This window comes from Thauera sp. SWB20 (genome assembly GCF_000831325.1).
In the GTDB taxonomy this organism is placed as follows: domain Bacteria; phylum Pseudomonadota; class Gammaproteobacteria; order Burkholderiales; family Rhodocyclaceae; genus Thauera; species Thauera aminoaromatica.
Window position 1 is genome coordinate 657,417 of the sequence record NZ_JTDM01000020.1, and the last position, 24,449, is coordinate 681,865.

The 24,449-nt window shown below is 70.8% G+C and carries 25 protein-coding genes; 16 read left to right on the forward strand and 9 right to left on the reverse strand.

What is annotated here, in order from left to right; all coding sequences use genetic code 11:
- From PO78_RS16850 to PO78_RS16870, 5 genes are all read left to right on the forward strand, one after another.
- Window positions 1-1,047, forward strand: coding sequence for an ABC transporter substrate-binding protein (locus tag PO78_RS16850; RefSeq protein ID WP_231570746.1), 1,047 nt, complete (start codon window positions 1-3; stop codon window positions 1,045-1,047).
- Window positions 1,044-1,835, forward strand: coding sequence for an ABC transporter permease (locus PO78_RS16855; protein ID WP_004310667.1), 792 nt, complete (start codon window positions 1,044-1,046; stop codon window positions 1,833-1,835). Before PO78_RS16850 ends, PO78_RS16855 begins: the two co-directional genes overlap by 4 nt.
- Entirely contained in the window at window positions 1,832-2,746 is a 915-nt protein-coding gene (locus tag PO78_RS16860) for an ABC transporter ATP-binding protein (protein ID WP_043745340.1), read from the forward strand. Before PO78_RS16855 ends, PO78_RS16860 begins: the two co-directional genes overlap by 4 nt.
- Before the next feature lie 38 nt (window positions 2,747-2,784).
- Window positions 2,785-4,158 carry an NnrS family protein gene (locus PO78_RS16865; RefSeq protein WP_231570747.1) on the forward strand — a complete coding sequence of 458 codons (1,374 nt, stop codon included), beginning with the start codon at window positions 2,785-2,787 and terminating at the stop codon, window positions 4,156-4,158.
- Between the two features lie 156 nt (window positions 4,159-4,314).
- Window positions 4,315-4,758, forward strand: coding sequence for a bacteriohemerythrin (locus PO78_RS16870; RefSeq protein WP_004310670.1), 444 nt, complete (start codon window positions 4,315-4,317; stop codon window positions 4,756-4,758).
- A 10-nt stretch (window positions 4,759-4,768) separates the two neighbouring features.
- On the opposite strand, the gene PO78_RS16875 is transcribed toward PO78_RS16870, so the two are convergent.
- Entirely contained in the window at window positions 4,769-5,971 is a 1,203-nt protein-coding gene (locus PO78_RS16875; protein ID WP_043745346.1) for an MFS transporter, read from the reverse strand.
- 180 nt (window positions 5,972-6,151) lie between these two features.
- Between PO78_RS16875 and PO78_RS16880 the strand changes: the two genes are divergently transcribed.
- Complete coding sequence (locus tag PO78_RS16880; RefSeq protein WP_012585198.1) at window positions 6,152-6,628, forward strand: hypothetical protein; 477 nt, start codon at window positions 6,152-6,154, stop codon at window positions 6,626-6,628.
- A gap of 5 nt (window positions 6,629-6,633) precedes the next feature.
- On the opposite strand, the gene PO78_RS16885 is transcribed toward PO78_RS16880, so the two are convergent.
- Window positions 6,634-7,419 (reverse strand): Mut7-C RNAse domain-containing protein, encoded by a 786-nt coding sequence (locus tag PO78_RS16885; RefSeq protein ID WP_052484438.1) that lies wholly within the window; start codon window positions 7,417-7,419, stop codon window positions 6,634-6,636.
- A gap of 98 nt (window positions 7,420-7,517) precedes the next feature.
- Here PO78_RS16885 and PO78_RS16890 point away from each other — a divergent pair, with 98 nt between their 5' ends.
- The 4 genes from PO78_RS16890 (at window position 7,518) to PO78_RS16905 (ending at window position 12,623) form a co-directional block, all read left to right on the forward strand.
- The gene (locus tag PO78_RS16890; RefSeq protein ID WP_043745349.1) at window positions 7,518-7,769 is read left to right on the forward strand and encodes a hypothetical protein; all 252 of its coding nucleotides are present in this window, start codon (window positions 7,518-7,520) and stop codon (window positions 7,767-7,769) included.
- Window positions 7,770-7,782: 13 nt separating this feature from the next.
- Complete coding sequence (locus PO78_RS16895) at window positions 7,783-8,208, forward strand: VOC family protein (protein WP_043745352.1); 426 nt, start codon at window positions 7,783-7,785, stop codon at window positions 8,206-8,208.
- A 149-nt stretch (window positions 8,209-8,357) separates the two neighbouring features.
- The gene (locus PO78_RS16900; protein WP_043745354.1) at window positions 8,358-9,548 is read left to right on the forward strand and encodes an efflux RND transporter periplasmic adaptor subunit; all 1,191 of its coding nucleotides are present in this window, start codon (window positions 8,358-8,360) and stop codon (window positions 9,546-9,548) included.
- 3 nt (window positions 9,549-9,551) lie between these two features.
- The gene (locus tag PO78_RS16905) at window positions 9,552-12,623 is read left to right on the forward strand and encodes an efflux RND transporter permease subunit (RefSeq protein ID WP_043745356.1); all 3,072 of its coding nucleotides are present in this window, start codon (window positions 9,552-9,554) and stop codon (window positions 12,621-12,623) included.
- A 62-nt stretch (window positions 12,624-12,685) separates the two neighbouring features.
- On the opposite strand, the gene PO78_RS16910 is transcribed toward PO78_RS16905, so the two are convergent.
- From PO78_RS16910 to PO78_RS21960, 5 genes are all read right to left on the reverse strand, one after another.
- A complete protein-coding gene (locus PO78_RS16910; protein WP_004310683.1) occupies window positions 12,686-12,907 on the reverse strand; it encodes a YdcH family protein in 222 nt (73 codons plus the stop codon).
- A gap of 214 nt (window positions 12,908-13,121) precedes the next feature.
- A complete protein-coding gene (locus PO78_RS16915; RefSeq protein ID WP_004310685.1) occupies window positions 13,122-13,667 on the reverse strand; it encodes a DUF1415 domain-containing protein in 546 nt (181 codons plus the stop codon).
- A gap of 14 nt (window positions 13,668-13,681) precedes the next feature.
- Window positions 13,682-14,665 (reverse strand): tRNA (adenosine(37)-N6)-dimethylallyltransferase MiaA, encoded by a 984-nt coding sequence (gene miaA, locus PO78_RS16920; RefSeq protein ID WP_197068804.1) that lies wholly within the window; start codon window positions 14,663-14,665, stop codon window positions 13,682-13,684.
- 213 nt (window positions 14,666-14,878) lie between these two features.
- Window positions 14,879-15,442, reverse strand: coding sequence for a FlgO family outer membrane protein (locus tag PO78_RS16925; protein ID WP_004326581.1), 564 nt, complete (start codon window positions 15,440-15,442; stop codon window positions 14,879-14,881).
- Window positions 15,442-16,143, reverse strand: coding sequence for a hypothetical protein (locus tag PO78_RS21960; RefSeq protein ID WP_156147831.1), 702 nt, complete (start codon window positions 16,141-16,143; stop codon window positions 15,442-15,444). The genes PO78_RS16925 and PO78_RS21960 overlap by 1 nt, the downstream gene beginning before the upstream one ends.
- Window positions 16,144-16,530: 387 nt before the next feature.
- Between PO78_RS21960 and PO78_RS16935 the strand changes: the two genes are divergently transcribed.
- Window positions 16,531-17,112 carry a YqaA family protein gene (locus PO78_RS16935; protein ID WP_004326584.1) on the forward strand — a complete coding sequence of 194 codons (582 nt, stop codon included), beginning with the start codon at window positions 16,531-16,533 and terminating at the stop codon, window positions 17,110-17,112.
- 42 nt (window positions 17,113-17,154) lie between these two features.
- On the opposite strand, the gene mutL is transcribed toward PO78_RS16935, so the two are convergent.
- Window positions 17,155-19,041, reverse strand: coding sequence for a DNA mismatch repair endonuclease MutL (gene mutL, locus PO78_RS16940; protein ID WP_043745361.1), 1,887 nt, complete (start codon window positions 19,039-19,041; stop codon window positions 17,155-17,157).
- A gap of 215 nt (window positions 19,042-19,256) precedes the next feature.
- Here mutL and purN point away from each other — a divergent pair, with 215 nt between their 5' ends.
- The 5 genes from purN to PO78_RS16965 all read left to right on the forward strand — a co-directional run bounded on the left by purN (window position 19,257) and on the right by PO78_RS16965 (window position 23,918).
- On the forward strand, window positions 19,257-19,913 hold the full coding sequence (purN, locus tag PO78_RS16945) for a phosphoribosylglycinamide formyltransferase (protein WP_004329949.1): 657 nt from the start codon (window positions 19,257-19,259) through the stop codon (window positions 19,911-19,913).
- The gene (locus PO78_RS16950) at window positions 19,913-20,650 is read left to right on the forward strand and encodes a DUF3108 domain-containing protein (protein WP_012585203.1); all 738 of its coding nucleotides are present in this window, start codon (window positions 19,913-19,915) and stop codon (window positions 20,648-20,650) included. Before purN ends, PO78_RS16950 begins: the two co-directional genes overlap by 1 nt.
- Window position 20,651: 1 nt before the next feature.
- Window positions 20,652-21,995: an RsmB/NOP family class I SAM-dependent RNA methyltransferase gene (locus PO78_RS16955; RefSeq protein WP_012585204.1), complete on the forward strand. Its 1,344-nt coding sequence runs from the start codon at window positions 20,652-20,654 to the stop codon at window positions 21,993-21,995.
- Between the two features lie 49 nt (window positions 21,996-22,044).
- The gene (locus tag PO78_RS16960) at window positions 22,045-22,599 is read left to right on the forward strand and encodes a phospholipase D family nuclease (RefSeq protein ID WP_004316714.1); all 555 of its coding nucleotides are present in this window, start codon (window positions 22,045-22,047) and stop codon (window positions 22,597-22,599) included.
- A gap of 149 nt (window positions 22,600-22,748) precedes the next feature.
- Entirely contained in the window at window positions 22,749-23,918 is a 1,170-nt protein-coding gene (locus PO78_RS16965; RefSeq protein ID WP_012585205.1) for a DesA family fatty acid desaturase, read from the forward strand.
- Window positions 23,919-23,944: 26 nt separating this feature from the next.
- On the opposite strand, the gene queD is transcribed toward PO78_RS16965, so the two are convergent.
- Complete coding sequence (gene queD, locus PO78_RS16970; RefSeq protein ID WP_004316710.1) at window positions 23,945-24,388, reverse strand: 6-carboxytetrahydropterin synthase QueD; 444 nt, start codon at window positions 24,386-24,388, stop codon at window positions 23,945-23,947.
- Window positions 24,389-24,449 lie beyond the last annotated feature (61 nt).

The window sequence follows — 24,449 nt, forward strand, 5'->3', positions numbered from 1 at the left end:
ATGGGCCAGGATCGTCGCCGCCCGACGGCGCCCCCGGCGTGGATGCGCGCGGTCATGCACGTCTGCGTGGTGTGCGCCTTCCTGCTCGTGACCGGCATCGTCCATGCGCAGGGGCAGAAGCTTGCCAAACTGACCCTGGCCGGTCCGTCGGCCGCGGTGTCGAACGCGCTCATCCACATGGTCGACTCGGGTGCGCTCGCCGACCTCGCCGAGGTGGTCGAGTTCGTGCCGTGGCGCGACCCCGACCAGTTGCGCGTGATGGCGCTCGACGGGCGCGCCGACGTGCTGGCGATGCCGACCAACGTCGCCGCCAACCTCTACAACCGCGGCGCGAAACTGCAGCTGATCAACGTGTCGACCTGGGGTGTGCTGTGGCTCGTGTCGCGCGATCCGGCGCTGAAGTCGCTGGCCGACCTGCGGGGCAAGGAGCTGGCGATGCCGTTTCGCGGCGACATGCCCGACATCGTGCTGCAACTCCTTGCCGAAGGGCAGGGCATGGACGTGAGGAAGGACCTGAACCTGCGCTACGTCGCCAGCCCGGTGGACGCGATGCAGCTGCTGGTGATGCGCCGCGTCGACCACGCGCTGCTCGCCGAGCCGGCGGCCTCGATGGCGCTGCGCAAGACCGGGTCCTTCCCGCTCAGCGTGATCGCGCCCGAGCTGCACCGCAGCGTGGACCTGCAGAAGGAGTGGGGCCGGGTGTTCGCGCGTGCGGCACGCATCCCGCAGGCGGGCATCGCGGTCATGGGCGCGCTGCGCGAGCGCCCCGAGCTGGTGGCGCGCATCGAGGCCGAGTACGCGCGCGCGCTCGCGTGGTGCAAGGTCAACGCCGCGGCCTGCGGCAAGGCGGTGGCGGCGCGCATCGACGTGCTCAGCGCCGAGGCGGTGACCGATTCGATCGCGGTGAGCCAGCTCGAGGTGGTGCCGAGCCGCGATGCGCGTGCCGAGCTCGAGCACCTGTTCGCCAAGCTGGTGGCGAAGAATCCCGCACTGGTCGGCGGCAAGCTGCCGGACGATGGCTTCTACGGCGGAGCGAAGGCGCCATGAACCTGCTGCGCGCCTGGCTGGCCGGCTTGCCGGCCTACCTGTGGAGTGGCTGGGGCGCGATCGCCAGCCTCTGTCTGCTGCTCGCCGCCTGGGAGGCGGTGAGTCTCGCCTACGGCCCGCTCGTCATGCCCGACCCGCGCGCGGCCTTCGCCACGCTGTGGGGCCTGATCGACAGTGGCGCGGCGTGGCCGGAACTGGCCGCCACCGCACGCCGCGCGCTTACCGGCTACGCGCTGTCGGTGGTCGCCGGCAGCGTGCTCGGCCTGGTCGCCGGGCTGTCGATGACCGCCTCGATGATGGCGCGTCCGCTCGTCACCGTGCTCATGGGCACGCCGCCGATCGCCTGGCTGGTGCTGGCGATGCTGTGGTTCGGCGCGAGTGATGGAACACCCGTGTTCACCGTGTTCGTGGCGTCCTTCCCGGTGATCTTCATCGGCGCACTGCAGGGCACGCGCACGCTCGACAACCAGCTCCACGGCATGGCCGCGGCCTTCCGCCTGCCACGCCGCATGATGCTCACCGACGTGTACCTGCCGCACGTGGTGTCCTACCTGTTCCCGTCCTGGATCGCCGCGCTCGGCACGGCCTGGAAGGTGGTGGTGATGGCCGAGCTGCTCGCCACCCAGGACGGTGTGGGCGCGGCGCTCGCGGTGTCGCGCTCGCACCTGGACACCGCCGCGACCATGGCCTGGATCGCCGCGGTGGTCGGCCTGCTGCTGGCGGTGGAGTACCTGGTGCTGGAGCCGATCAAGCGTGAGGTCGAGCGCTGGCGGGAGCAGGGTGCATGAACGCGATTTCGACTGCCGAGCTGCGCGTGCACGGGCTCTCCCATGCCTTCGCGCGCGACGAGGTGCTCTCTGGCATCGACTTCCGCGTGCGTGCGGGCGAGGTCGTGGCCCTGGTCGGACCCTCGGGCTGCGGCAAGACCACGCTGCTGCACCTGGCGGCTGGCCTGCTGACGGTGCAGCAAGGCCGGGTGGACAGCGGCTTCGCTTCCACCGCCTTCATGTTCCAGCAGCCGCGCCTGCTGCCCTGGAAGAGCGCGCTCGACAACGTCGCGCTCGGCCTCAAGGCGGCCGGCGTCAAGCGCGCCGAGCGCCACTTCCGCGCGCGCGCGCTGGCCTTGCGCCTCGGACTCGCCCACCGCGACCTCGACAAGTTCCCCCACCAGCTCTCGGGCGGCATGCAGAGCCGGGTGGCGCTGGCGCGCGCGCTGGTGCTCGCGCCCGAGCTGCTGCTGCTCGACGAGCCGTTCTCGGCACTGGACGTCGGCCTCAAGGAAGAGCTTTATCGCCTGCTGCTCGACCACCAGGCCGAGCGCGGCATGGGCGTGCTGATGATCACCCACGACCTCATGGAGGCGGTGCGGCTGTCGGATGCGATCCTGGTGATGGCGCCCGCGCCCGGGCGCATCGTGTGCCGCTTCGAGCTCGACCGCCCGGCGGCCCGGCGCGATGACGCCTGGGTGTACCGGCACACCGCAGAGCTGCTGCAGGTGCCGGACGTACGCGCGAGCTTCGGCTTGCCACCGGCGGTGGCGGTGGCGAGGGATCGAGCGGGATCTGCGCCGCGGCCAGAGTTCGTGCGGCAAGGCGGGCTGGCCGCCGCCGCACGCGCTGAGCCGCTGTCCGGGCTGCGCCTGGCGAGCCCGACTTCCAGACCGATCCCGGTGCAGGGCGGCAAGCGTTGCGGGGCATGAGCATGGGTGACAGGACGATGAATGCTGGACGCGGGGCCGTGACCGGGAAGGGGGCGGGCAATGCGCAATCGGGCTGGAGCGTGCGGCTTGCGGCACGGCCACTGTTCATGTGCGGCTTCCGGCCCTTCTTCCTCCTCACCGCGCTCCATGCGGTGCTGGTGCTGCTCGCCTGGGGCGGCTTCCTCGGCTTCGGCCTGGCGCTGCCGGCGGTCGCGGGCGGCCCCTTCGTGTGGCACGCGCACGAGCTGATGTTCGGCTTCGGGCTCGCCGCGGTGGCGGGCTTCGTGCTCACCGCGGTACCGGAGTTCACCGCCACGCCGGCGTTCGCGCCGCGGGTTGTGCTGCGTCTGGTACTGCTGTGGCTGGCGGCGCGCGCGGCTTTCTGGCTGTCGGGCGGGCTCGCCGCCGTCGCGGAGAGCTGGCTCGGCGGGGAGGAGGGGCAGGCCGTTGCGCGATGGATCGGGCACCTGCCCGCGGCCCTGCTCGAGATCGGCTTCGCCTGCGCATTGCTGGCCGCGGTGGCGCCGCGGCTGTGGCGCGACCCCGAGCGTCGCCACCTCGGCTTTCAGTGGGGCCTGGCGGCGATGGCGATGGCGGTGGCGGGCTTCCACCTCGCTGTGCTGCGCGGCGAGTACCCGATGCGCTGGGTGCTGGTGGGGCTGGGCGTGATGATGACGCTGGTGGTGGTGGCGATGAGCCGGATCTCGATGCGCGTCATGAACGACGCGCTCGACGCCGCGCGCGCGCGCCGCCTGCCCGCGCATACGTTGCGCCGGGACGAGGAGGCCGAGCTGGAACTGCCTTCCTACCGCGCGCGGCCGCCGCGGCGCAACCTGGCGATCGCGGCGATCGCGGTCCATACGGTGGCCGAATACCTCCTGCCGGGCTCGCCGATCACCGGTTGGCTGGGGCTGGGCGCGGCGGCGGCGGTGTTCAACCTGCTCAACGACTGGCACGTCGGGCGCGCCTTGTTCACGCGCTGGGCCTTCCTGCTCTATGCGGTGTACTGGCTGCTGGCGCTCGGCTACCTGCTGCTCGGCCTCGCCCGTCTGGGGGCGCCGGCGGGACCGAGCGCCGGGACTCACCTGCTGGCGATCGGCGCGATGGGCCTGTCCATCCTGGCGGTGCTCTGCATCGCCGGGCGCACGCACGCCGGCTACCCGCTCGACGAGCGTCCGTGGGTGGGGGCGGCGGCAGTCTCGATCGTGCTCGCGGCCTTGCTGCGCGCGGCCGCCGGCCTGCCCGACATGCCCGCATCCGCCTTGCAGTTGCTTGCCACGCTGGCCTGGATCACAGCCTTCGCGCTGGCCGCGTGGCGGTTGGGCGTGTTGTTCGTGGCCGCGCGGGTGGATGGCGGTGCCGGGTGCGAGGAATACCACGCTCCCCGGGCAGCCGAGGCCGTCCCGCCCTGATGCGGGCACAGGCCTGCGGTGATGGCGCCACGCTCGGGTCGGACCGACGCAGGCCAGCGTGACCGGGTTCGTGGCAGTGCTGGCACCGAACGCGCTAAGCTGGCGGCCGTGGATGGCTCCGCAGCGGAATCGCCGTCCGAGCCCGGAGACCCGACGATGGCGCTGCTCAACTGGAAAGCCGACTATTGCACCGGTAACGCGAAGATCGACGAGGATCACCGCGCCTTGTTCGAGCGCGTCAACGATTTTCACTTTGCGTGGCAACAGAACCGCGACCGCAAGGACATCGCGCGCGTGCTCAACCGCCTGGTCGAGTACGCCGAGGAACACTTCGCGCGCGAGGAAGAGATCATGCGCGCCAGCGGCTACCCGGGACTGGCGCGCCACCAGGCGATCCACGAGGCACTGTTCGAGCAGATCTTCGTGCTGCAGGGCCACTTCGAGGACGGGCGCATCCGCATCGATCGCGACACGGTCGACTTCCTGCGCGGCTGGCTGGTGGATCACATCGTCGGCGAGGACATGAAGTTTGCGGCCTATGTCGAGAGCGGCGACGAACCTGCGCCGGCCCGGCAGGCGAGCGACATCGACGTCGTCTGAACCCGGGCCCTCAGGCCGTCGCGGCGCCGGCCTGCAGCCGGCCGCGGCGCACCAGCAGCAGCACCGCGAGGGCGAGCACGACCTCGATCAGCCCGATCGCCACGAAGACCGGCGGGTAGGGGCGTTCCAGCACCAGGCCGAAGAAGGCGAGCAGCGCGCTGCTGAGCAGCGGGCCGGCGGCAAAGCCGAGCGAGCCCGCCATGTTGAAGGCGGCCAGCGCGCTGGCGCGGCAGTCGCTGCCGCCATATTGCGCGGCCAGCACCAGCGAGGGCGCATACATCAGCGCCGCGATCACGCCGCCCGCGGCCATCGTCGCCACCACCCGATCGCCCGGGACGAAGCCGAGCACGGCGAGGAAGACGCCGTAGAGCACGCTGCCGATCACCATCATCCACAACGGATCCCAATGCCGCGACAGGTGGCCGGCGGGCCAGGTGAGCACCGAGAAGGGGATCAGGAAGGCCGCCATCGCGATGCCGATCTGGCGCGCATCGAAACCGATCACCAGGCCGAGGTAGAGCGACAGCGTCGACACGATGAAGCCTACGGTGAGGCGGTCGGCGAAGGAGAACGCGAGCGGGATCAGCAACTGGCGACGGTTGCGCAGGGTGTCGACGATCTCGGATGCCGCCATGCGCGGCCGCGTGCCGCCGCCCTCGGCGAGGCGGACGAAGCCGAGCGCGGCCATCGCCAGCGAGAGCAGGCCGCCGCCGAGGGGCACCCAGAAGGGGTCGATGTCGCCGATGATGCCCCCGAGCGGCGCGCCGGTGGCCACCCCCAGGCTGATCGAGGCGCCCACCGCGCCCATGCGCGCGCCCAGCCCGGCCTTGCCGGCGTGGTCGGCGGCGAGCGCCATCAGCAGCGACAGCGCCGACATGTGGGCGAAGCCCTCGACGAGGCGCAGCGCGAGGAGCAGCGCGTAGCTCTCCGTGCTGCGCCAGGCCCAGGCGATGCCCAGCAGCGCGATGCCGTTCACGGCGAGCGCGCCTACCGCGAGCAGGCGGCGCTTGCCGAGGCGGTCGGAGAGCAGGCCGGCGATCGGCGCGCCGAGCAGCGCGCCGATCATGTTGATCGACATGAAGAAGTGGCTGGCGAACTGGCCCAGACCGGGAAAGCGCTGCGCGGTGAACTCGGGCAGCACCGGCACCATGCCGGTGACCGGCAGCATCAGGGCGTAGAGCAGCAGCAGCGGCAGGAGATGAGGTCCGGTCATGGTGTCGGCGCGGTGTCGGCGCGCTGGGTTCGGAGGCGGGTGCGCCGCATGATACTTCGACCTCCGCGACCGTCGTCTGTTGCCGATCAAGGCCCGGCTACAATCCTGGCGACCCGCCGCCGCCGCCGCGGCCGGGTTCGTGTCGGCACCCCGTGTGCGTCTCACTTCGGAGGTTCGCGCATGCGCGCCGTGTATCTGTCGGGACTGCTGGTGGTTGTGCTCGCCGTCGTCACCTTCTGGATGACCGCGGGGCTTCAGCCGGGCGTGACCGTGCTGCAGTTCGCGTGGACGCCGCGCGGCTTCGGCGAGATCGTCCATGTGTGGTCGCCCGAGGATCTTGCCCGCTACCGCCTCCACCTTCCGGTCGACAGCCTGCTGCTGCTGGCCTACGGCAGCTTCGGCTGGCTGCTCGCGACCCGCACGGCGCTGTTCGCGTCGCTGCCCGGGCGGGCACGCGTTGCGGCACGCTTCGTCCTGCCGCTCGCGGCCGTGTTCGACGCGGTGGAGAATGCGCTCCACGCCTGGTTGACCGAGATGCCGCGCTTCGGCATGCATGGGCTGTACCTGCTGTCGACCACCTGCTCGGCGCTCAAGTGGGCGCTGCTGTTCGGCTTCGCCGCGCTGGTGTTGTGGGCGCTGGCGCGCGAAGCAGACTGAGGCGCTCAGTCCGCGGCTTCGTCCTGCGGCGCCGCGCGCGCCTGCGCGAGCAGGGCGTCGATGCGCGCGCGCAGGCGCTGCCAGTGCGAGCCTTCCCAATACACCCGGCCGCAGCCGGCGCAGGCGGAAAAGTGTGTGTGACGCGCGCGCACCGCGGGCGGCAGGCGCTGCACCACCGCCGCTGGCGAGACTTCCTGTAGTGCCGCGTTGCATTCGAGGCAGCGCGAGAACGGGCGGGCGTGTCCGGCGAGTCCGAGGCGGCGGAGGATCTCGACCGCCTGGCGCGCCGGCTCGAGCGCATGCACGAAGCAGCCCTCGGCGACGTCCCGGCGCTTGAGCAGTTCGCGGTCGCGGGTCAGCACGACGCGCCGCTCGCGCACGGCGGTGGCGACGAGCGTGGCGTCCTCGATGTGATTGTCGTAGAGCGTGTCGAAGCCGGCCAGGCGCAGCAGTCGCGCCAGGCCGCCGAGATGGGCGTCGGCGATGAGGCGCGGCGGCGGGGACGGGCAGGGCTTCCCGCAGCGCGCGGCATGGGGATGGACCGACACCCGCTCGCCCGGGCACAAGCGGCGCTCGAGGGACGCCGGGCGACCGTCGACCAGCACCCTTCCGACCTCGGTGTGCGGGACGCCGAGCGCTTCGATCACGTGCTTGAGGCTGGAGTCGGCCGCGCAGCGGACCTCGAAGCTGCGGTCGCGCCGTGCCGGGGCGAGGAAGGCCGCCAACTCGCCATGGAAGCGGAAGGAGACGAGCCGTGCGGGGGAGAGGGGCACGGGGGTGGCGTCGGACATGGGCAGGGCATTCCCTCGATCGAGCACCGCCACAGCATAGCGCGCGCCGCAGGCGCTTGCTGCTACGCTGTCGGCTGGTTCGTCCGAGGAGATCGAAGATGAAGATCCGCGCCCTGTTCGTCACGCTTTCCGGGCTCTCTGCCGCCGCTGTGGCCGTGCTCCTCCTCGCCGCGGTCCCGGCACCCGCCGGCGCGATCGCCCAGCCGGTGGGCCCGGCGATGCCGGAGGAATGCGTCTGTTCGCGCGGCCTGCGCCTCGCGGAGGCGCCGCCCTCGGTCCTGCACAACTGCCAGTGCGGTCCGCTGCAGTGCGTGGTGCACGCGCAGTCCGGCCAGCTGCAGTGCCGCTGAGCCGCGTGTGCGCATGAAGCCGCGCCTCAGCGTGATCACGCTCGCGGTGGACGATCTCGAGCGCGCCGTCGCCTTCTATCGCGACGGCTTGGGCTGGCCGACGCAGGGCATCGTGGGGAGTGCGGCGCAGCATTCGGCGGTCGCCTTCTTCACGCTGCAGCCCGGGATCCGGCTGGCGCTCTTCCCGCGCACGAGTCTCGCGGTCGAGGCCGGCGTCGCGGAACCGCCGTCGGGCACGAGCGGCTGCCTGCTGAGCCACAACGTCGCCCGGCGCGAGCAGGTCGCCGAGGTGATGGCCGAGGCCGCGGTGGCGGGTGCGCGCATTCTGCGTCCGCCACGCGACACCGCCTGGGGTGGCCATGCGGGCTATTTCGCGGATCTCGACGGGCATCCGTGGGAGGTGGCGTGGAACCCGAAATGGCCGCTGGCGGACGACTGAGTCCCGCGCAGGCCGGCTGAGCGGATGCAGCCCGGCGCAACGCGACCGTCCCGCGGCGCGGAACCGGACAGCGCGCGCCTTTGTCCCTAAACTGGCGGTTCGCGCCGAGCCACGCTCTCCACCCCTCACGCCCGACTCCTCGTTTCCCGATGCCTTCCAGCCGCCGCTTCGTCCTCTCGCTCAGCCTCGTCGGTCTCGCCGCGCTGGGCGCCTATGCCTGGTATGCAAACCGTCCGCCGGCCTTGCCGCCGGGGGGCGCGCGGGCGCAGGCGCAGGCGGCAGGCGTGCAAGCGGTGCCGCCTGCGGCGGGGACTGCGGGTGCGAAGGGGGCCGCGGGTGCGAAGGGGGCCGCGGGTGCTGCAGGTGGCTCGCAGGGCGGGCCGGTGGTGGTGGAGACGCACACCGTGGGCGTGCGTGCGCTCGCCGACGACGTCGGCGCGGTCGGCTCGCTGGTGTCGAACGAGTCGGTGGTGCTGCGTCCCGAGGTGTCGGGGCGGATCGAGGCGATCCGCTTTCGCGATGGCGAGGCGGTGCGGCGCGGCGAGGTGCTGATCGAGTTCGACGCCGCGGTGCAGCGCGCCGAGCTGCAGCAGGCGCGCGCCAGCCTGACCTTGGCCGAATCGAACTTCCGCCGCAGCCAGGACCTCTTCTCGCGCAGCTTCGTGAGCCGCAGCAGCCTGGACAACGCGCGCTCGCAGCTCGAGGTGGCGCGCGCCGGGGTGGCGCTCGCGCAGGCCAGGCTCGCGCGCATGCAGATCCGCGCGCCGTTTGCCGGCGTCGTGGGCATCCGCAGCGTGAGCCCCGGCGACTTCGTCAAGGACGGCGAGGCCATGATCAACCTCGAGGACATCGCCACGCTGAAGGTGGATTTCCGCCTGCCCGAGCTCTACCTCGACCGCGTGCGCCCCGGGCAGACGGTGGAGATCGCGAGCGACGTGCTGGCGGGCGAGCGTTTCGCCGCCACGGTCGAGGCGATCGATCCGCTGGTCGATGCGCAGGGGCGCGCGCTCAGGCTGCGCGCGAGCCTGCCCAACCCCGAGCTGCGCCTGCGCCCGGGCGTGTTCGTACGCGTGCGCCTGATCCTCGCCGAGCGCGCCGACGTCGTGATGGTGCCCGAGGCCGCGCTGGTGCCGGCGCCGGGCAACACCCAGTTCGTATACCGGGTCGCCGAGGGCAAGGCGCAGCGCGTCGAGGTGCGCACCGGCACGCGGCGCGACGCGATGGTGGAGGTGGTCGAGGGCGTGCAGGCGGGCGAGGTGGTGGTGACCGCCGGCCAGCTCAAGCTGCGCGACGGCGCGGCGGTGAAGCTGGCCACGGGCGGCGTGGCGCGGGCGGACTGAGCGATGGTCCTCTCCGAGCTCTGCATCCGCCGCCCGGTGTTCGCCACCGTGCTGTCGCTGCTCGTGCTGCTGGTGGGCCTGATGTCGTACTCGCGGCTCACCGTGCGCGAGTACCCCAACATCGACGAGCCGGTCGTGACGGTGGATACGCGCTACCGTGGCGCCAGCGCCGAGATCGTCGAGTCGCAGGTCACCAAGCCGCTGGAGGACTCGCTCGCCGGCATCGAGGGCGTGGACGTGCTGTCCTCGATCAGCCGCCAGGAGCGCAGCCAGATCACGGTGCGCTTCCGCGTCGAGCGCAGCGCCGATTCGGCTGCGGCTGACGTGCGCGACCGCGTGTCGCGCGTGCGCCAGCGCCTGCCCGACGACATCGACGAGCCGGTGATCGCCAAGGTCGAGGCCGACGCCAGCCCGATCATCTGGGTGGCTTTTTCCTCCGACCGCCACGCGCCGATGGAGATCAGCGACTTCGCCAACCGCGTCATCAAGCCGCGTCTGCAGACCTTGCCCGGTGCGGCCGATGCGCGCCTGTTCGGCGACCGCCGCTCGGCGATGCGGGTGTGGCTCGATCGCGACCGCCTCGCCGCCTTCGGCCTGACCGTGCAGGAGGTGGAAGACGCGATCCGGCGCCAGAACGTGGAACTGCCCGCCGGGCGCATCGAGAGCCGCGAGCGCGAGTTCGCCGTCGTGGCGCAGACCGACCTCGCCCGGCCCGAGCAGTTCGGCGCCATCGTGCTGCGCCAGGGCGACACCGCCGACGCCTACCCGGTGCGCATCCGCGACGTCGGCCGGGTGGAGGTGGCACCCGAGAGCGAGCGCACCTCGGTGCGCTTCATGGGGCGGCCGGCGGTGTCGATCGGCCTCATCAAGCAATCGGTGGCGAACCCGCTCGACCTCAAGCGTGGCCTGGACGAGATGATGCCGCGGCTGCAGGCCGAGCTGCCCGAAGGCATGTCGATGACCATCGCCAACGACACCACGGTGTTCATCGAGCGCTCGATCGACGCGGTGTTCTCCACCATCTGGGAGGCGGTGCTGCTGGTGGCCGCGGTGTGCCTGTTCTTCCTGCGCAACTGGCGGGCGATGCTGGTGCCGCTGGTGACGATCCCGGTGTCGCTGGTGGGCGCGTTCACGCTGATGCTGGTGCTCGGCTTCTCGATCAACACGCTCACGCTGCTCGCGCTGGTGCTGGCGATCGGGCTGGTGGTGGACGATGCGATCGTGGTGCTGGAGAACATCTACCGCCACATCGAGGACGGCATGGAGCCGGTCGCCGCCGCCTTCAAGGGCGCCAGGGAGATCGGCTTCGCGGTGGTGGCGATGACGATCACGCTGGCCGCGGTGTACGCGCCGGTGGCCTTCATGAGCGGGCGCACGGGCAAGCTCTTCACCGAGTTCGCGCTCACGCTCGCCGGCGCGGTGATCGTGTCGGGCTTCGTCGCGCTGACGCTGTCGCCGATGATGTGCTCGAAGCTGCTGCGTCACGAGCCCACGCACGGACGGATCTACAACGGCATCGAGCGTTTCCTGGCCTGGCTCACCGGCGGTTATCGCGCTGTGCTCGAGCTGGCGCTGGGCGCGCGCTGGCTGGTGATGCTGGTGTTCGCGGTGGTGGCGGGGAGCTCGGTCTGGCTGATGGGGCAGTTGAAGAGCGAGCTCGCGCCGCTGGAGGACCGCGGTCGGGTGATCGGCATGTTCACCGGCCCGGAGGGCGCCACGCTCGACTACATGGCGCGTTACGCCGAGGAGATCGAGCGCATCTACGCCGGCCTGCCGGAAGTCGATCGCTATCTGGTGATCGCCGGCAACCCGACGGTGTCGCAGGGCATCTCCTTCGTCGGCTTCGCCGACTGGTCGGAGCGTACGCGTACGGCCGGGGAGATCTCAAGCGGACTGCAGCCCAAGCTGCGCGCCGTGCCGGGCGTGAATGCCTTCCCGATCATGCCGGCTTCGTTCGGGCAGAGTGCGCGCTCGCGGCCGGTGAGCTTCGTGGTGGCGACCTCGGAGAGCTACGACGCGCTCGCGCGCGTGACCGACACCTTCCTCGACGCGATGCGCGACAACCCCGGCTTCCTGTCGCCGGACACCGACCTCAAGCTGACGATGCCCGAGCTTGCGGTGGAGGTGGATCGCGACCGCGCGGCCGACCTCGGGGTCGACGTCGATGTGATCGCGCGCACGCTCGAGAGCATGCTCGGCGGTCGCCAGGTCACGCGCTACAAGCAGGACGCCGAGCAGTACGACGTGATCGTGCAGGTCGGCGCCGGCGAGCGCCGCGACCCGCGCGACATCCGCGACATCTACGTGCGTGCGCGCACCGGCGAGATGGTGCCCCTGACCAGCGTGGTGCAGGTGAGCGAGCGCGTGGCGCCGCGCGAACTCAACCACTTCGGCCAGCGCCGCTCGGTGACCATCTCGGCCAATCTGGCGCCCGATTACGCCCTGGGCGAGGCGCTGCAGTGGATGGACGACACCGCGGCGCGCATCCTGCCGCCGGGCTCCAGCACCGACTACGACGGCCAGTCGCGCGAGTTCAAGACCAGCGCGGAGAGCCTCGCGCTGGTCTTCCTGCTCGCGCTCGCCTTCATCTACCTGGTGCTGGCAGCGCAGTTCGAGAGCTTCCGCGACCCCTTCATCATCATGCTGACGGTGCCGCTGTCGATGACCGGCGCGCTCGGCGCGCTATGGCTGACCGGCGGCACGCTCAACGTCTACAGCCAGATCGGCCTGGTGACGCTGGTCGGGCTGATCACCAAGCACGGCATCCTGATCGTGGAGTTCGCCAACCAGCTGCGCGAGCACGGACATGCGCTGCGCGAGGCGGTGGTGGAGGCGGCGGTGCTGCGCCTGCGGCCGATCCTGATGACGACCGGGGCGATGGTGCTGGGCTCGCTACCGCTTGCGCTGGCGACCGGGGCGGGCGCCGAGAGCCGCCAGCAGATCGGCTGGGTGATCGTGGGGGGCTTGCTGATCGGCACCTTCTTCACGCTCTTCGTGGTGCCGACGGTGTATACGCTGCTGGCGCGGCGCGAGCGCGAAGCGCCGGTCGCGGTCGCGCAGGGAGCCGCCTCCTGAAAACGAAGAACCCCGCCGCGCCGGTCGCGCTTGCGGGGTTCGTCACGGTGCCGGGGGGGTGATCAGCTTTCGGTTTCGACCCTCTTCAGGTACGCGTAGATCTGGTCCTTGATCGCCAGCTTTTCCTTCTTCATGACCTCGATCTCGAGACTGGTGCCGGGCACGACGTGGGTCTCGATGTTGTGGATCTTCTGGTCGAGCTCGTTGTGCCTCTCGAAGAGCTGGGTGAAGTGGCGGTCGTTGTGCTTGAGACGGGTGATCAGGTCGCGATATTCGGGGAACATGGGAAGAACTCCTTGGTTCTGGATTGCAAAGGCTACGAACTGGGGCAAAGGAAAAACTTTCCGCTTGGCACCAGTCTACTCCCGCTTCCGGTGCGCGGCCAGCGTGGCGGGCGGGTGTGGCCCGTGGTCGTCGACCCGCTTCGGGCCGCTTGCGGATGGCATTTGCCGGGCTGTTGCGGCGAGCAGGAAAACTGATCGAAAGTTCCTCGGTGCCTCATCCGAACAGGTGGGGGAACAGCTTCGCGCGCTCCTCGCCACTGAGTGCGTTCATGCGCGCGATGTTGCGCTCGGGGATGCGGTCGACCTCGGGGTAATGCTCGATCGCCTTCTCCAGGCTCTCCTCGCGGATGATGTGCAGCAGCGGCCAGGGCGAGCGGTTGGTCAGGTTGCCCGGGTCGTCCGCCTCGGTGTCGGCGAACTGGTACTGCGGGTGGAAGCTCGCCACCTGCAGCTCGCCCTCCCAGCCGAACTGCTCGACCCACAGGTCCACCGCGTCGAGGAAGTCGTTGTAGTCGGCGAAGTCCTCCAGCATGTCGGGGATCGCCAGCAGGGTGGTCTCGAGCTCCGCCACCGGGGTGTCGGAGAGGCGCTCGAGCTCGGCCTGCAGGTCTTCGAGCAGGGCGTCGGCGGTGGTGGCGTGGCTGACCGCGATGCGCACGCGCTTCTCGCGCCGCGGGCGGGCGGCGAAGGGGCAGAGGTCGAGGCCGATGACGACCTCGTCGAGCCACTGCTCGACGTCGGCGATGATCTGTTCATCCATTGGAGCGGTTCCGTTCAGGCGGGATGCAGGGGAAGGTCGTGCAGCAGCCGCAAGGCGGTGTGCAGCACGGCCTCGGGGAGGTCGGGGCGCAGGCAGTCGAGCTCGACGAAGCCCGGCCAGGTCTCGCGGAACTGGCGCTGCCAGGTGAGCTGGCGCTTGGCGAGCTGGCGGGTGGCGGCGACGCCCTTGAAGCGCAGCTCGTCGTAGCCGGTGCCGCCGTCGAGGTATTCCCACACCTGGCGGTAGCCGACGCAGCGCATCGAAGGCATGGACGGGTCGAGCCGGTAGCGCGCGCGCAGCTGGCGAACCTCGTCGACCAGGCCGGCGTGGAGCATGGCGTCGAAGCGCTCCTCGATGCGCGCGTGCAGCGCGCTACGGTCCGACGGTGCGAGCGCGATCGGCAGCAGCCGGCAAGGCAGCGGGTCGTCTTCCTTCTTCGCGTAGCTGTCCGCGAGCGGGCGGCCGGTAAGGCGGACGATCTCGAGCGCGCGCTGGATGCGCTGCGCGTCGCCCGGCTCCAGGCGTGCCGCGGCCTCGGGGTCGAGGCGGGCGAGCTCGGCGTGCAGCGCCGGCCAGCCGCGCTCGGCGGCCTCGTCGTCGAGCGCGCGGCGCAGCTCGGGGTCGGCCGCGGGCAGGTCGGAGAGCCCGTCGCGCAGCGCCTTGAAGTACAGCATGGTGCCGCCGGCCAGGAGCGGAATATTGCCGCGTGCGACGATCTCGCCCATCAGGCGGATCGCGTCGGCGCGGAAGCGTGCGGCCGAATAGCTCTCCTCGGGCGTCACCACGTCGATCAGGTGGTGCGGGCACACCGCGCGTTCCTCCGCGTTCGGCTTGGCGGTGCCGATGTCCATGTCGCGATACACCAGCGCCGAATCCACGCTGATCACCTCCACCGGCAGGGCTTGCGCGAGCGCAAGCGCGCTCGCGGTCTTGCCGCTGGCGGTGGGGCCGAGCAGCAGCAGGGCGGGCGGCAGGGGGGCGGGGATGGGCGGAGGCAGTTTGGGCGAGGCCGAAGTGTGCGCGCGGGTGCGGGATTCGCGACGGCGCAGGGCGCGCGGATTATCTCCCAGGCCGTCGTGATCCGCCAGCGCGCGACCCGCAACCCCTCAGGTTTGCCGAGAACGGCGGCGCATTTCCAGGCTGATGGGGCCGGTGCCGAAAGGCTTGCGGTCGGCGGGGGCGCGCGTTCGCCCGCCCCCGGGATGCGGCGATCAGCGGTGGCCGCGCAGCATCGAGCGCGTCATCGGGTCGAGCGGCAGGGCGTAGTCGTGCACCGCCAGCACCACGTTGGTCTCGGGCTGGATGACCTTGAGGTTCACGAACACCATCTCGCTGCTCTGCGCGTAGGTGCCCACCACCACAGCCTGCGCGTCGTGCGTGCTGGCGAGGTCGCGGATCTCGCGGGTGAGCATCAGCTCGCCCTGGTCGCGCGCCATATAGACGTTGTTGCGGAACTTCATCTCGATCATGCGGTAGCCGGCGAGCGTGAAGCGCGCCGAGACCTGTTCGGAGATGAGGCGGCCGAGGGTGGAGGATTGCTCGAGCGCGTCGATGTTCACCACGGTGGCGGCGATCAGTGCCTGCGTCGGCGCGAGCTGGCCGCGCAGCTGCGCGAGCAGGCTGTCGGCCGCGGCGTAGTTGGACGGGATCAGCGGGTTGGCGGCGGCGGCGTCGAAGCTGATGTCCTTGCGCGACGCGACCGGTTCGGTGGCGCAGCCGGCGGTGACGAGCACGGCGGCGGCGAGGGCTGCGGCGAGGATTGCGGGCTTGCGCATCATTCGCCTCCGACGACCTGGAAGGACTTCATCGGTGGCAGTCTCGGTGCTTGCTTCTCCACATGCGGCAGGTAGAGATCATGATCGGAGTCGCTCACATAGTACGCGGTGCTCGTGCGAGCGAGGTAGCGCGATGCGTCTGTAACACTCGCGCTGACGATGATTTCCATCGAAGGCGTGTCACCCGAGGCGAACTCCGACTGGAACCAGGTGTAGGCATCTGCAGATGCGACGGCAGCGAGCGCAGCTTTGGCCGGACCGTTCGAGGCATATTCCACAATGTCGTATAGCGCCCACACGCCAGCCCCGAGCGCGGTGGGGAGGCCGGCGTGTCGATGCTGGGGGCGATCTGCCGTGAAGGCGATCGCCTGCGTCTCCACGCCAACGCGCATCGCACCTTCAGGCGTTCGCATGACCGAATGCCCGGCATCGACCAGTGCTGTCGTGAGCTGGCTTGCAAAGGCGCGCTCGAACGCCGAGGCGTCGGAGTGTTGGTTGACGAACAGCCTAGATCCAGTAGGTATGCGTGCCGAAAGCTTGTCGGCCACGTCCCGGGCAATGGTGTTCCAGTGCGAGGCCGCTTGCAACTTCTGTTGCTTCGTCGTCCCGAAGTTGGTGGCCAGCGGCGCCGGCGAGTAAGGGGTGGCGCAGGCGGTGGCGAGCAGCGCAAGTGTCGCTGCGGCGGTGAGGCTTCTGATCATGAAGCACATTCTCCGAAACGGGCGTTCAGTCGCCCGCTCGGGCGACAACAACGCTGGGGAAGTGAAACGGGGTATTGCTCGGTTATGCCGAAAGCTAGCAGAAGCCCCGCTCCGACTCAATTGCGCCGCATCGGCGGATGAGACATAGTTCCGCGCCGTGGCGCTGCACAAAAAACGGGCAGCGGGGGAATACGCCTGTCCGTCAGCGCCTTGCGGAACTTATCCACAGCTTGTCCCGGGAGCTGCCCACGGGTGCTGGGGACAACGCCGGCGGTCGCCATGGTGAGCGATGCGTGGATGAGCGTGCCCGCAAAGGAGAAGTGGCTTGCAGGTATGATTGCGCGCGCTGTGCACGGGGCGTCCGTGCAATCCTGTCGAGGTGCTTTCTTGAAGATCTTTTCGCCGCTGTACGAGCGCACGATGGTGTGGTCGCGTCATCCGCGCGCGCCCTGGTTCCTGGGGGGGCTGAGTTTCGCCGAGTCGTCGTTCTTTCCGATCCCGCCGGACGTCATGCTCGCGCCGATGTGCCTGGCGAATCCGCATCGCGCCTGGTGGTTCGCGCTCCTGACCACCCTGACCTCGGTGGCGGGGGGACTTTTCGGCTACCTCATCGGCTACTACGCCTTCGACCTCATCGAGCCCTGGCTGCGCGGCAGCAACTACTGGGGCGCCTACGAGCAGGCGGTGGCATGGTTCGATGCCTGGGGCTTCTGGGCGATCTTCATCGCCGGCTTTTCGCCGATTCCCTACAAGGTGTTCACGATCGCCGCAGGCGTGGCGTCGATGGCCCTGCTGCCATTCACGCTGGCCTCGTTGATCGGGCGCGGCGCGCGCTTCTTCCTCGTCGCGGGCCTGATGGCCTGGGGGGGCGAGCGCATGGAGGGTGCGCTGCGCAAGTATGTGGACCGCATCGGCTGGGCCACGGTGGCCGCGGTGGTGGTCGGGGTGCTGGTGTATCGCGCGGGATGATGCAGGCGCGCCGACGGGCGCGCATTCGGCTCCGGGGGTGCGCTACTGCCCGCGCATGAAGAAGCGGTCGAGCTCGGCCAGGCTCAGCTGCGTCCACGTGGGGCGGCCGTGGTTGCACTGGTCGGCGCGCTCGGTCGCCTCCATGTCGCGCAGCAGGGCGTTCATCTCGGGCAGGGTGAGCTGGCGATTGGCGCGCACCGCGCCGTGGCAGGCCATGGTGGCGAGCAGCTCGTTGCGGCGCGCGGTGACGACCTCGGTGGCGGGGAATTCGCGCAGCTCCTGCAGCAGCTCGCGCACCAGTTCGGCCACCGGCGCGCTCGCCAGCAGCGCGGGCACGCTGCGCACCACGAGCTCCTGCGGACCGGCGGCGGCGATCTCGAAGCCCATGCCGGCGAGTACCTCGGTGCCTTCCTCGGCCGCCGCCATGTCCTTCGCGCCCACCGAGAACACCGCCGGGATCAGCAGGCGCTGCACGGCCGGGCGGCCGTCGATCACGGTCTTGAGCTTCTCGTAGAGGATGCGTTCGTGGGCGGCGTGCATGTCCACCAGCACGAGGCCGGCGGCATTCTGGGCGAGGATGTAGATGCCGTGCAGCTGGCCGAGCGCGTAGCCGAGCGGCGGCGCCTCGCCCGTGGCGGTCTCCGTCGGCGCCGGGCGCGGGCCCGACTGGATCTCGCCGGGGCGGTCGGGCAGGCTGGCGCCACCGCTATCGCGTGCGCCCGCGGCGAAATCAAAGTAGGCGCGGCTCGCCGACTCCATCGCCAGGCGTCCTTGGCGGGCGTCTGCGGGCGGCCAGGACCGCGATGCGGGGTGGTGGGCGGCCGTCGGGACGGAAAGCGGGGGGAGGGCGCTCGAGAAGCCCCCTTGCGGGACGGTGCCCGATGCCGGGGAGGCCGCGGGGCCGGCACCGACGCCAATGGCTGCGGGCGCGTGCAGCTCCGCAGCGCGTCCCGCTCCGCTCTCGGCCAGGGTGCGGCGCACGGCGTGGAAGACGAACTGATGCACCGCGCGCGACTCGCGGAAGCGCACCTCGATCTTGGCCGGATGCACGTTCACATCCACCCCGGCGGGGTCGAGCTCGAGGAAGAGCACGTAAGCCGGATGGCGCGCGCCGTGCAGGATGTCGGCGTAGGCTTCGCGCACCGCGTGGGCGAGCAGCTTGTCGCGCACGAAGCGGCCATTGACGAAGAAATACTGCGCGTCGCGGCTGGCGCGCGAATAGGCGGGCAGCGACGCGAAGCCGGCCAGGCGCAGTATCCCGGCGTCGGCCTGGACCTCGCGGGCGTGCTGCAGGAAGTCGTCGCCCATCAGCGCCGCCACCCGCGCGGCGGGCGGTGAGGGAGGGAGGCGGTGGATCACGCGGCCGTTGTGGGCGAGCTGCAGGCCGATGTCGGGGCGCGCGAGCGCGACGCGGCGGAACATGTCGTCGCAGTGGGCGAACTCGGTGGATTCGGTCTTGAGGAACTTCCGCCGCGCGGGGGTGTTGTAGTAGAGGTCGGCGACGTCGACCACTGTGCCCTGGTCGAGCGCCGCCGGCTCGGGCTCGCGCCCGGCCTCGATGCGCCAGGCGTGGCTCGCGCCCTCGGCGCGGCTGGTGATGCCGGTGCGCGCCACCGCGGCGATGGCCGCCAGCGCCTCGCCGCGAAACCCCATCGTGCCCACGCGCTCGAGGTCGTCGAGGGTGGCGATCTTGCTGGTGGCGTGGCGCTCGAGCGCGAGCGCGAGCTCGTCGCGCGCGATGCCGCAGCCGTCGTCGGCGACGCGGATGCGCCGCACGCCGCCCTGCTCGAGCTGCACCTCGATCGCGCGCGCGCCAGCATCGACCGCGTTCTCGAGTACTTCCTTGAGCACCGAGGCCGGGCGCTCGACCACCTCGCCGGCGGCGATCTGGTTGACCAGCAGGTCGGAGAGGCGGTGGATGTGGGGCATGGGGGGGGCGGCGACGCAAAAGCGGGATTATACGGGGGTGCGGGGGCGGCACAGCCTTCCGCCGCTCGTGCAGAAAACCGGCGATTTTCCTTGCCCGTGCCGGGAGCGTGGCGCGGGTCGGGTATCATCGCGGCCATGCTCCGGGGCGGGCGCCCGCCGGTCCGCGCGCCCAAGCCCTGTCCTCCGCCAGGATCTTTTCATCGTTCCAGCATCCCATGAAGTCCATCGTCATCCTCATTTCCGGCCGCGGCAGCAATATGGAAGCCATCGTGCGTGCGGGCATCCCGGGCGCGCGTATCGCCGCGGTGATCAGCAACCGGCCGGGCGCCGGCGGGCTCGAGTTCGCACGCGCGCACGGCATCGCCACCGCGGTCGTCGACCACAAGTCCCACCCCGACCGCGCCGGCTTCGACCAGGCGCTCGCCGAGTGCATCGACGCCCATGCGCCCGACCTGGTCGTGCTCGCCGGGTTCATGCGCGTGCTCGGCGACGGCTTCGTGCGCCGCTACGAAGGCCGCCTGCTCAACATCCACCCCTCGCTGCTGCCGGCCTTCCCGGGGCTGCACACCCACCGCCGCGCGCTCGAGACCGGGGTGAAGGTGCATGGCGCGAGCGTGCATTTCGTCACCGCCGAGCTCGACGACGGGCCGATCGTGATCCAGGCCGCGGTGCCGGTGCTGACGGGCGACGACGAGGACAAGCTGGCCGCGCGCGTGCTGGCGCAGGAACACCTCATCTACCCGCAGGCGGTACGCTGGTTCGTCGAGGATCGGCTCGAACTCGTCGCCGGCCGCGTGAGCCTGCGTGACGCGCCGGCCCAGGACGGCGAGGCGCTGCTGGTGCCTGCGCCCGAGGGCGGAGGGCGGGCGTGATGCGCGGGCTGGTCGTGCGCCTCGCGCTCGCCGCCTGCGCGAGCGCGGCGGCGCTGCCCGTCGGCGCAGCGGCCGAGCCGCCCGCGCAGGGCCACATCGTCTATGACGTGCACTATGGCTCGTCCGGCTTCAAGGTGGGCGAGGCGCGCCACGAGTGGAAGCTGGACAAGGGGCGCTACGCGCTCTCGCTCGCGCTTCAGGCCAAGGGGCTCGCCGGCCTGTTCGGCCTCGAATACGAGCAGCGCAGCAGCGGTACGGTGGACGCAAAGGGCATGCGCCCGGAACTGTTCGAGGTCGACCAGCGCGGGCGCAAGCCCGAGCGCGCCGAGTTCGACTGGACTGCGGGCAAGGTCAGCATCCGCCGCGGCGGCGAGGAGCGGCGCAACGGCGAGATCCGCGCTGGCGACCAGGATCTGCTCAGCCTGTGGCACCAGGCGCGCAAGGTGGTCGAGTCCGGCAAGCCGGCGCGCTTCGCCGTGGTCACCAACAAGAGCATCAAGCAGGCGGTGGTCGAGCCGCGCGGCGAGGAGCGCCTCGAGCTCGCCGGCGAGCAGCTCGACACCGTGCGCCTGCACGCCTTTGCCGAGAAGGACGACCTCGACATCGACATCTGGCTGTCCAGGCGCCATAGCCTGCTGCCGGTCCGCATCCGTATCACCGACGACAAGGGCGGCGTGCTCGACCAGCGCGCTGCGCGCATCGAGGCGGGCGTGCCCGCCGCCAGGAACCCGAACTGAAATGAAACCCAAGACCGAAAAGCCCCGGACCCGGGCGATCAAGCGGCAGGAGCCGGCCGCGGCCGAGCGCCCGGCCGAGGGCGCGGTGTCGCGCACGCTCTTCATCCAGGCCACGCAGGCGCTCGGCGCCGTGCTCGCCTTCGACTACCCGGCCGACGCCGTGCTGTCGCGCCACTTTCGCGACAACCGCGAGCTCGGCCACCGCGACCGCGGCTTCATCGCCGAGGCGGTGTACGGTGTGCTGCGCCGGCTGCGCTGGCTGCGCCGCATCGCCGGCGCGGAGGCCACGCCGCGCATGCTGCTGCTGGCCTGGTTCGCGCGCGGCGAGGGCTGGCCGATGCGCAACTTCGAGGGCCTGGCGAGCGCCACGGAGCGCGACTGGATCACCTCGATCAAGGCCGCCGAGGCGGGCGAACCCAGCCTGGCCGAGCGTGCCGACCTGCCCGACTGGCTGGCCGAGCGCCTGCTCGCGCAGATGGACGGGGACGAGCTGCTCGCGCTCGCGCACGGGCTCAACCGCCCGGCGCCGCTCGACCTGCGGGTGAACCTGATCAAGAGCGACCGCGACGCGCTGCTCGAGCGCCTGCAGGCCGACGGCGTGCGTGCCGAGCCCGGCCGGCTGTCGCCGCAGGCGATCCGCCTGGCGGGCAAGCCGGCGCTGCAGAAGCATCCACTCTTCCTCGATGGCAGCTTCGAGGTGCAGGACGAGGGTAGCCAGCTGCTCGGCCTGCTCGTGCAGCCGCGCCGCGGCGAACTGGTGGTGGACTTCTGCGCCGGCGCCGGCGGCAAGACCCTGCAGCTGGGCGCGATGATGCGCTCGACCGGGCGCCTGTACGCCTTCGACGTTTCCGAGAAGCGGCTCGCCAAGCTCAAGCCGCGCATGGCGCGTGCCGGCCTGTCGAACGTGCATCCGGTGCTGATCGCCCACGAGGCCGACGCCAAGGTCAAGCGCCTGGCGGGCAAGGCCGACCGCGTGCTGGTCGATGCGCCCTGCACCGGGCTGGGCACGCTGCGCCGCAACCCCGACCTCAAGTGGCGCCAGTCGCCGGCGGCGGTCGAGGAGATGGTCGCCAAGCAGGGCGCGATCCTCGCCGCGGCGGCGCGCGTGGTGCGCCCGGGCGGCCGCCTGGTGTATGCCACCTGCAGCCTGCTCGCCGAGGAGAACGACGGCATCGTCGACGCCTTCCTGGCCGCGCATCCCGAGTTCCGCGCGCTGTCGGCGCAGGAAGTGCTGGCGGCGCAGGGTGTGGCGCTGGAGACCGGCGAGCGCCTGCGCCTGCTGCCGCATGTGCACGACACCGACGGCTTCTTTGCCGCCGTCATGGAGCGTGCCAAGGGTGGGTGAGCGCGGACATGAGCGGGCGCATCGGCGGGCAGGCAAGCGCCACGCGCCGATGCTCGGGTGGATGGCGGCGCTCGCCCTCCTGGCGCTTCCCGGCGTACACGCGAGCGAGCGTTTCGCGGGCAAGGGCGAGATCGAACTTGCCTTCGCTCCGAGCGACGACACCGAGAAGGTGGTGATCAACCTGATCCGCGGCGCGCGCAAGAGCCTGGAGGTGCACGCCTACGCCTTCACCAGCCGCAACATCGCCGACGCGATGGTGGCGGCGCAGCGGCGCGGGGTGCGCGTCGAGGTGCTCGCCGACGCGCAGATGAATCGCCGCGAGAAGGGCAATGCGATCCCGCGCCTGCTCGCCGCCGACGTGCCGGTGGCCTTCGAGACGCGCTACAACGCCGCGCACAACAAGGTGCTGATCGTGGACGCCGAAGGCCCGCGCTGCGCGGTGCTGACCGGCTCCTACAACTTCACCTGGTCGGCCGACAACCGCAACGCCGAGAACATCCTCATCGTGCGCGACCACTGCGAGCTTGCCCGCGCCTACCGCGCCAACTGGCTGCGCCACCGCAAGGACGCGACCCGCGTCACCTCCCTGCCGTGGCGGGAGTAAGGTTCTCGTAGCAGCGACGCAGGTCGCGATGCGGGCACCGAAAGGCCCCTCCCGCGGTATGGCAGGGTAACAAAGGCTGGACTGCATCCAATCCGGAACGGCCTTGCGTAGAATCGTCCTGCTGTTTTCTCTTGTGGACGTTTCCTCGCATGTACAACGGTCTCTTCGATCTCCCCTGGTGGGGCTACGTGCTGGTGGCGCTCGCGCTCACCCACGTCACCATCGTCTCCGTCACCGTCTTCCTGCATCGCCATCAGGCGCACCGCGCGCTCGAGCTGCATGCGCTGCCCAGCCATTTCTTCCGCTTCTGGCTATGGCTGACCACCGGCATGGTCACCAAGGAGTGGGCGGCGATCCACCGCAAGCACCACGCGAAGTGCGAGACTGCGGAGGACCCGCACAGCCCGCAGACGCGCGGCCTGCACAAGGTGCTGTGGGAGGGCGCGGAGCTCTACCGCGCCGAGGCGAAGAATGTCGAGACGCTGCAGCGCTACGGCCACGGCACGCCCGACGACTGGCTCGAGCGCAAGGTCTACCGCCACTCCATCCTCGGCGTGGCCATCATGCTGGTCATCGACCTCGTCGCCTTCGGTCCGCTCGGGCTGACGATCTGGGCGGTACAGATGGCCTGGATCCCGTTCTGGGCGGCGGGGGTGGTCAATGGCGTGGGGCACTTCTGGGGCTACCGCAACTACGACTGCGACGACGCCTCGCGCAACCTCGTGCCCTGGGGCATCCTGATCGGCGGCGAGGAGCTGCACAACAACCACCACAGCTTCGCGACCTCCGCCAAGCTGTCGGCGAAGTGGTACGAGTTCGACATCGGCTGGATGTACATCCGCCTGCTCGAGCTGCTCGGCCTCGCCAAGGTCAAGAAGACGATCCCCCGGCCCAGGTTCGGCGAGGTCAAGCCGGTGCCCGACCTCGACACCCTGCAGGCGATCGTGACGCACCGCTACGACGTGATGACGCGCTACGTGCGTTCGCTGCGCGAGGTCTTCGTCGACGAGGCGCGCCGGCTGGGCGAGGTGCACGGGCTGGAGCTGAGCGCGCGTCGGCTGCGGCGCTGGGTGCTGGGTGGCGAGCTGCGCGGACTGGACGACACCCAGCGCAGGCGGCTGGAGCAGGCCGTCGAGGGCAGCCCGGCGCTGCGCACGGTGGCGGCGATGCGCGACGAGCTCGCTGCGTTGTGGTCGCGCTCGAACGCCAGCCGCGAGCAGCTGCTCGCGCAGCTGCAGGACTGGGTGGCGCGCGCCGAGCGCAGCGGCATCCGTCCGCTGCAGGAGTTTTCGCTGCGGCTACGCAGCTATGCGGCGTGAGCGAGGGGTGGGGCGTCAGGCGCGACTCAGTCGCGCAGGGCGTCGGCCCAGCAGTTGGGGGTCTCGTACAGGCGCACGCGCTCCAGCCTGAGGTGGTTGCCGTAGGTGTCGCGATAGGCCGGGTCGAGGATGCGGAAGGCCTCTGCGGCGAGGTTCTCGGCGGTGGGCACGACGTCGAGCACGACGGTCTTGTGGCCGGGGATCGCGGCCAGCAGTTCGAGCACCAGGTGGTCGCCCCGGTAGGCCAGGAAGGCGTGGTCCCAGGGGCCGACGACGTATTCGTTGGCGATGCGCTTGACGTCGGCGAAGTCCATCACCATGCCGTTGACCGGTACGCCGTCGGCCTTGATGATGTCGCCCGACAGCGTGACCTCCAGCGCGTAGCGGTGGCCGTGCAGATGCCGGCACTGGCTGGCGTGGTCCGGAATCCGGTGTCCGGCGTCGAATTCGAGGCGGCGGGTGATGCGCATGGCGGGTCTCTCTGGAAAGGCGCCGGAGTATAGCACCGGCGCGCCCGCGCCGACTCCGCGT

Bases quoted from the DNA above. Each gene is read 5' to 3' on its own strand.
- PO78_RS16850 (WP_231570746.1), top strand. From the start codon at position 1: ATGGGCCAGGATCGTCGCCGCCCGACGGCGCCCCCGGCGTGGATGCGC.
- PO78_RS16855 (WP_004310667.1), top strand. From the start codon at position 1,044: ATGAACCTGCTGCGCGCCTGGCTGGCCGGCTTGCCGGCCTACCTGTGG.
- PO78_RS16860 (WP_043745340.1), top strand. From the start codon at position 1,832: ATGAACGCGATTTCGACTGCCGAGCTGCGCGTGCACGGGCTCTCCCAT.
- PO78_RS16870 (WP_004310670.1), top strand. From the start codon at position 4,315: ATGGCGCTGCTCAACTGGAAAGCCGACTATTGCACCGGTAACGCGAAG.
- PO78_RS16875 (WP_043745346.1), bottom strand. From the start codon at position 5,971: ATGACCGGACCTCATCTCCTGCCGCTGCTGCTGCTCTACGCCCTGATG.
- PO78_RS16880 (WP_012585198.1), top strand. From the start codon at position 6,152: ATGCGCGCCGTGTATCTGTCGGGACTGCTGGTGGTTGTGCTCGCCGTC.
- PO78_RS16885 (WP_052484438.1), bottom strand. From the start codon at position 7,419: ATGTCCGACGCCACCCCCGTGCCCCTCTCCCCCGCACGGCTCGTCTCC.
- PO78_RS16890 (WP_043745349.1), top strand. From the start codon at position 7,518: ATGAAGATCCGCGCCCTGTTCGTCACGCTTTCCGGGCTCTCTGCCGCC.
- PO78_RS16895 (WP_043745352.1), top strand. From the start codon at position 7,783: ATGAAGCCGCGCCTCAGCGTGATCACGCTCGCGGTGGACGATCTCGAG.
- PO78_RS16900 (WP_043745354.1), top strand. From the start codon at position 8,358: ATGCCTTCCAGCCGCCGCTTCGTCCTCTCGCTCAGCCTCGTCGGTCTC.
- PO78_RS16905 (WP_043745356.1), top strand. From the start codon at position 9,552: ATGGTCCTCTCCGAGCTCTGCATCCGCCGCCCGGTGTTCGCCACCGTG.
- PO78_RS16910 (WP_004310683.1), bottom strand. From the start codon at position 12,907: ATGTTCCCCGAATATCGCGACCTGATCACCCGTCTCAAGCACAACGAC.
- PO78_RS16915 (WP_004310685.1), bottom strand. From the start codon at position 13,667: ATGGATGAACAGATCATCGCCGACGTCGAGCAGTGGCTCGACGAGGTC.
- PO78_RS16925 (WP_004326581.1), bottom strand. From the start codon at position 15,442: ATGCGCAAGCCCGCAATCCTCGCCGCAGCCCTCGCCGCCGCCGTGCTC.
- PO78_RS21960 (WP_156147831.1), bottom strand. From the start codon at position 16,143: ATGATCAGAAGCCTCACCGCCGCAGCGACACTTGCGCTGCTCGCCACC.
- mutL (WP_043745361.1), bottom strand. From the start codon at position 19,041: ATGCCCCACATCCACCGCCTCTCCGACCTGCTGGTCAACCAGATCGCC.
- purN (WP_004329949.1), top strand. From the start codon at position 19,257: ATGAAGTCCATCGTCATCCTCATTTCCGGCCGCGGCAGCAATATGGAA.
- PO78_RS16950 (WP_012585203.1), top strand. From the start codon at position 19,913: ATGCGCGGGCTGGTCGTGCGCCTCGCGCTCGCCGCCTGCGCGAGCGCG.
- PO78_RS16955 (WP_012585204.1), top strand. From the start codon at position 20,652: ATGAAACCCAAGACCGAAAAGCCCCGGACCCGGGCGATCAAGCGGCAG.
- PO78_RS16960 (WP_004316714.1), top strand. From the start codon at position 22,045: ATGCTCGGGTGGATGGCGGCGCTCGCCCTCCTGGCGCTTCCCGGCGTA.
- PO78_RS16965 (WP_012585205.1), top strand. From the start codon at position 22,749: ATGTACAACGGTCTCTTCGATCTCCCCTGGTGGGGCTACGTGCTGGTG.
- queD (WP_004316710.1), bottom strand. From the start codon at position 24,388: ATGCGCATCACCCGCCGCCTCGAATTCGACGCCGGACACCGGATTCCG.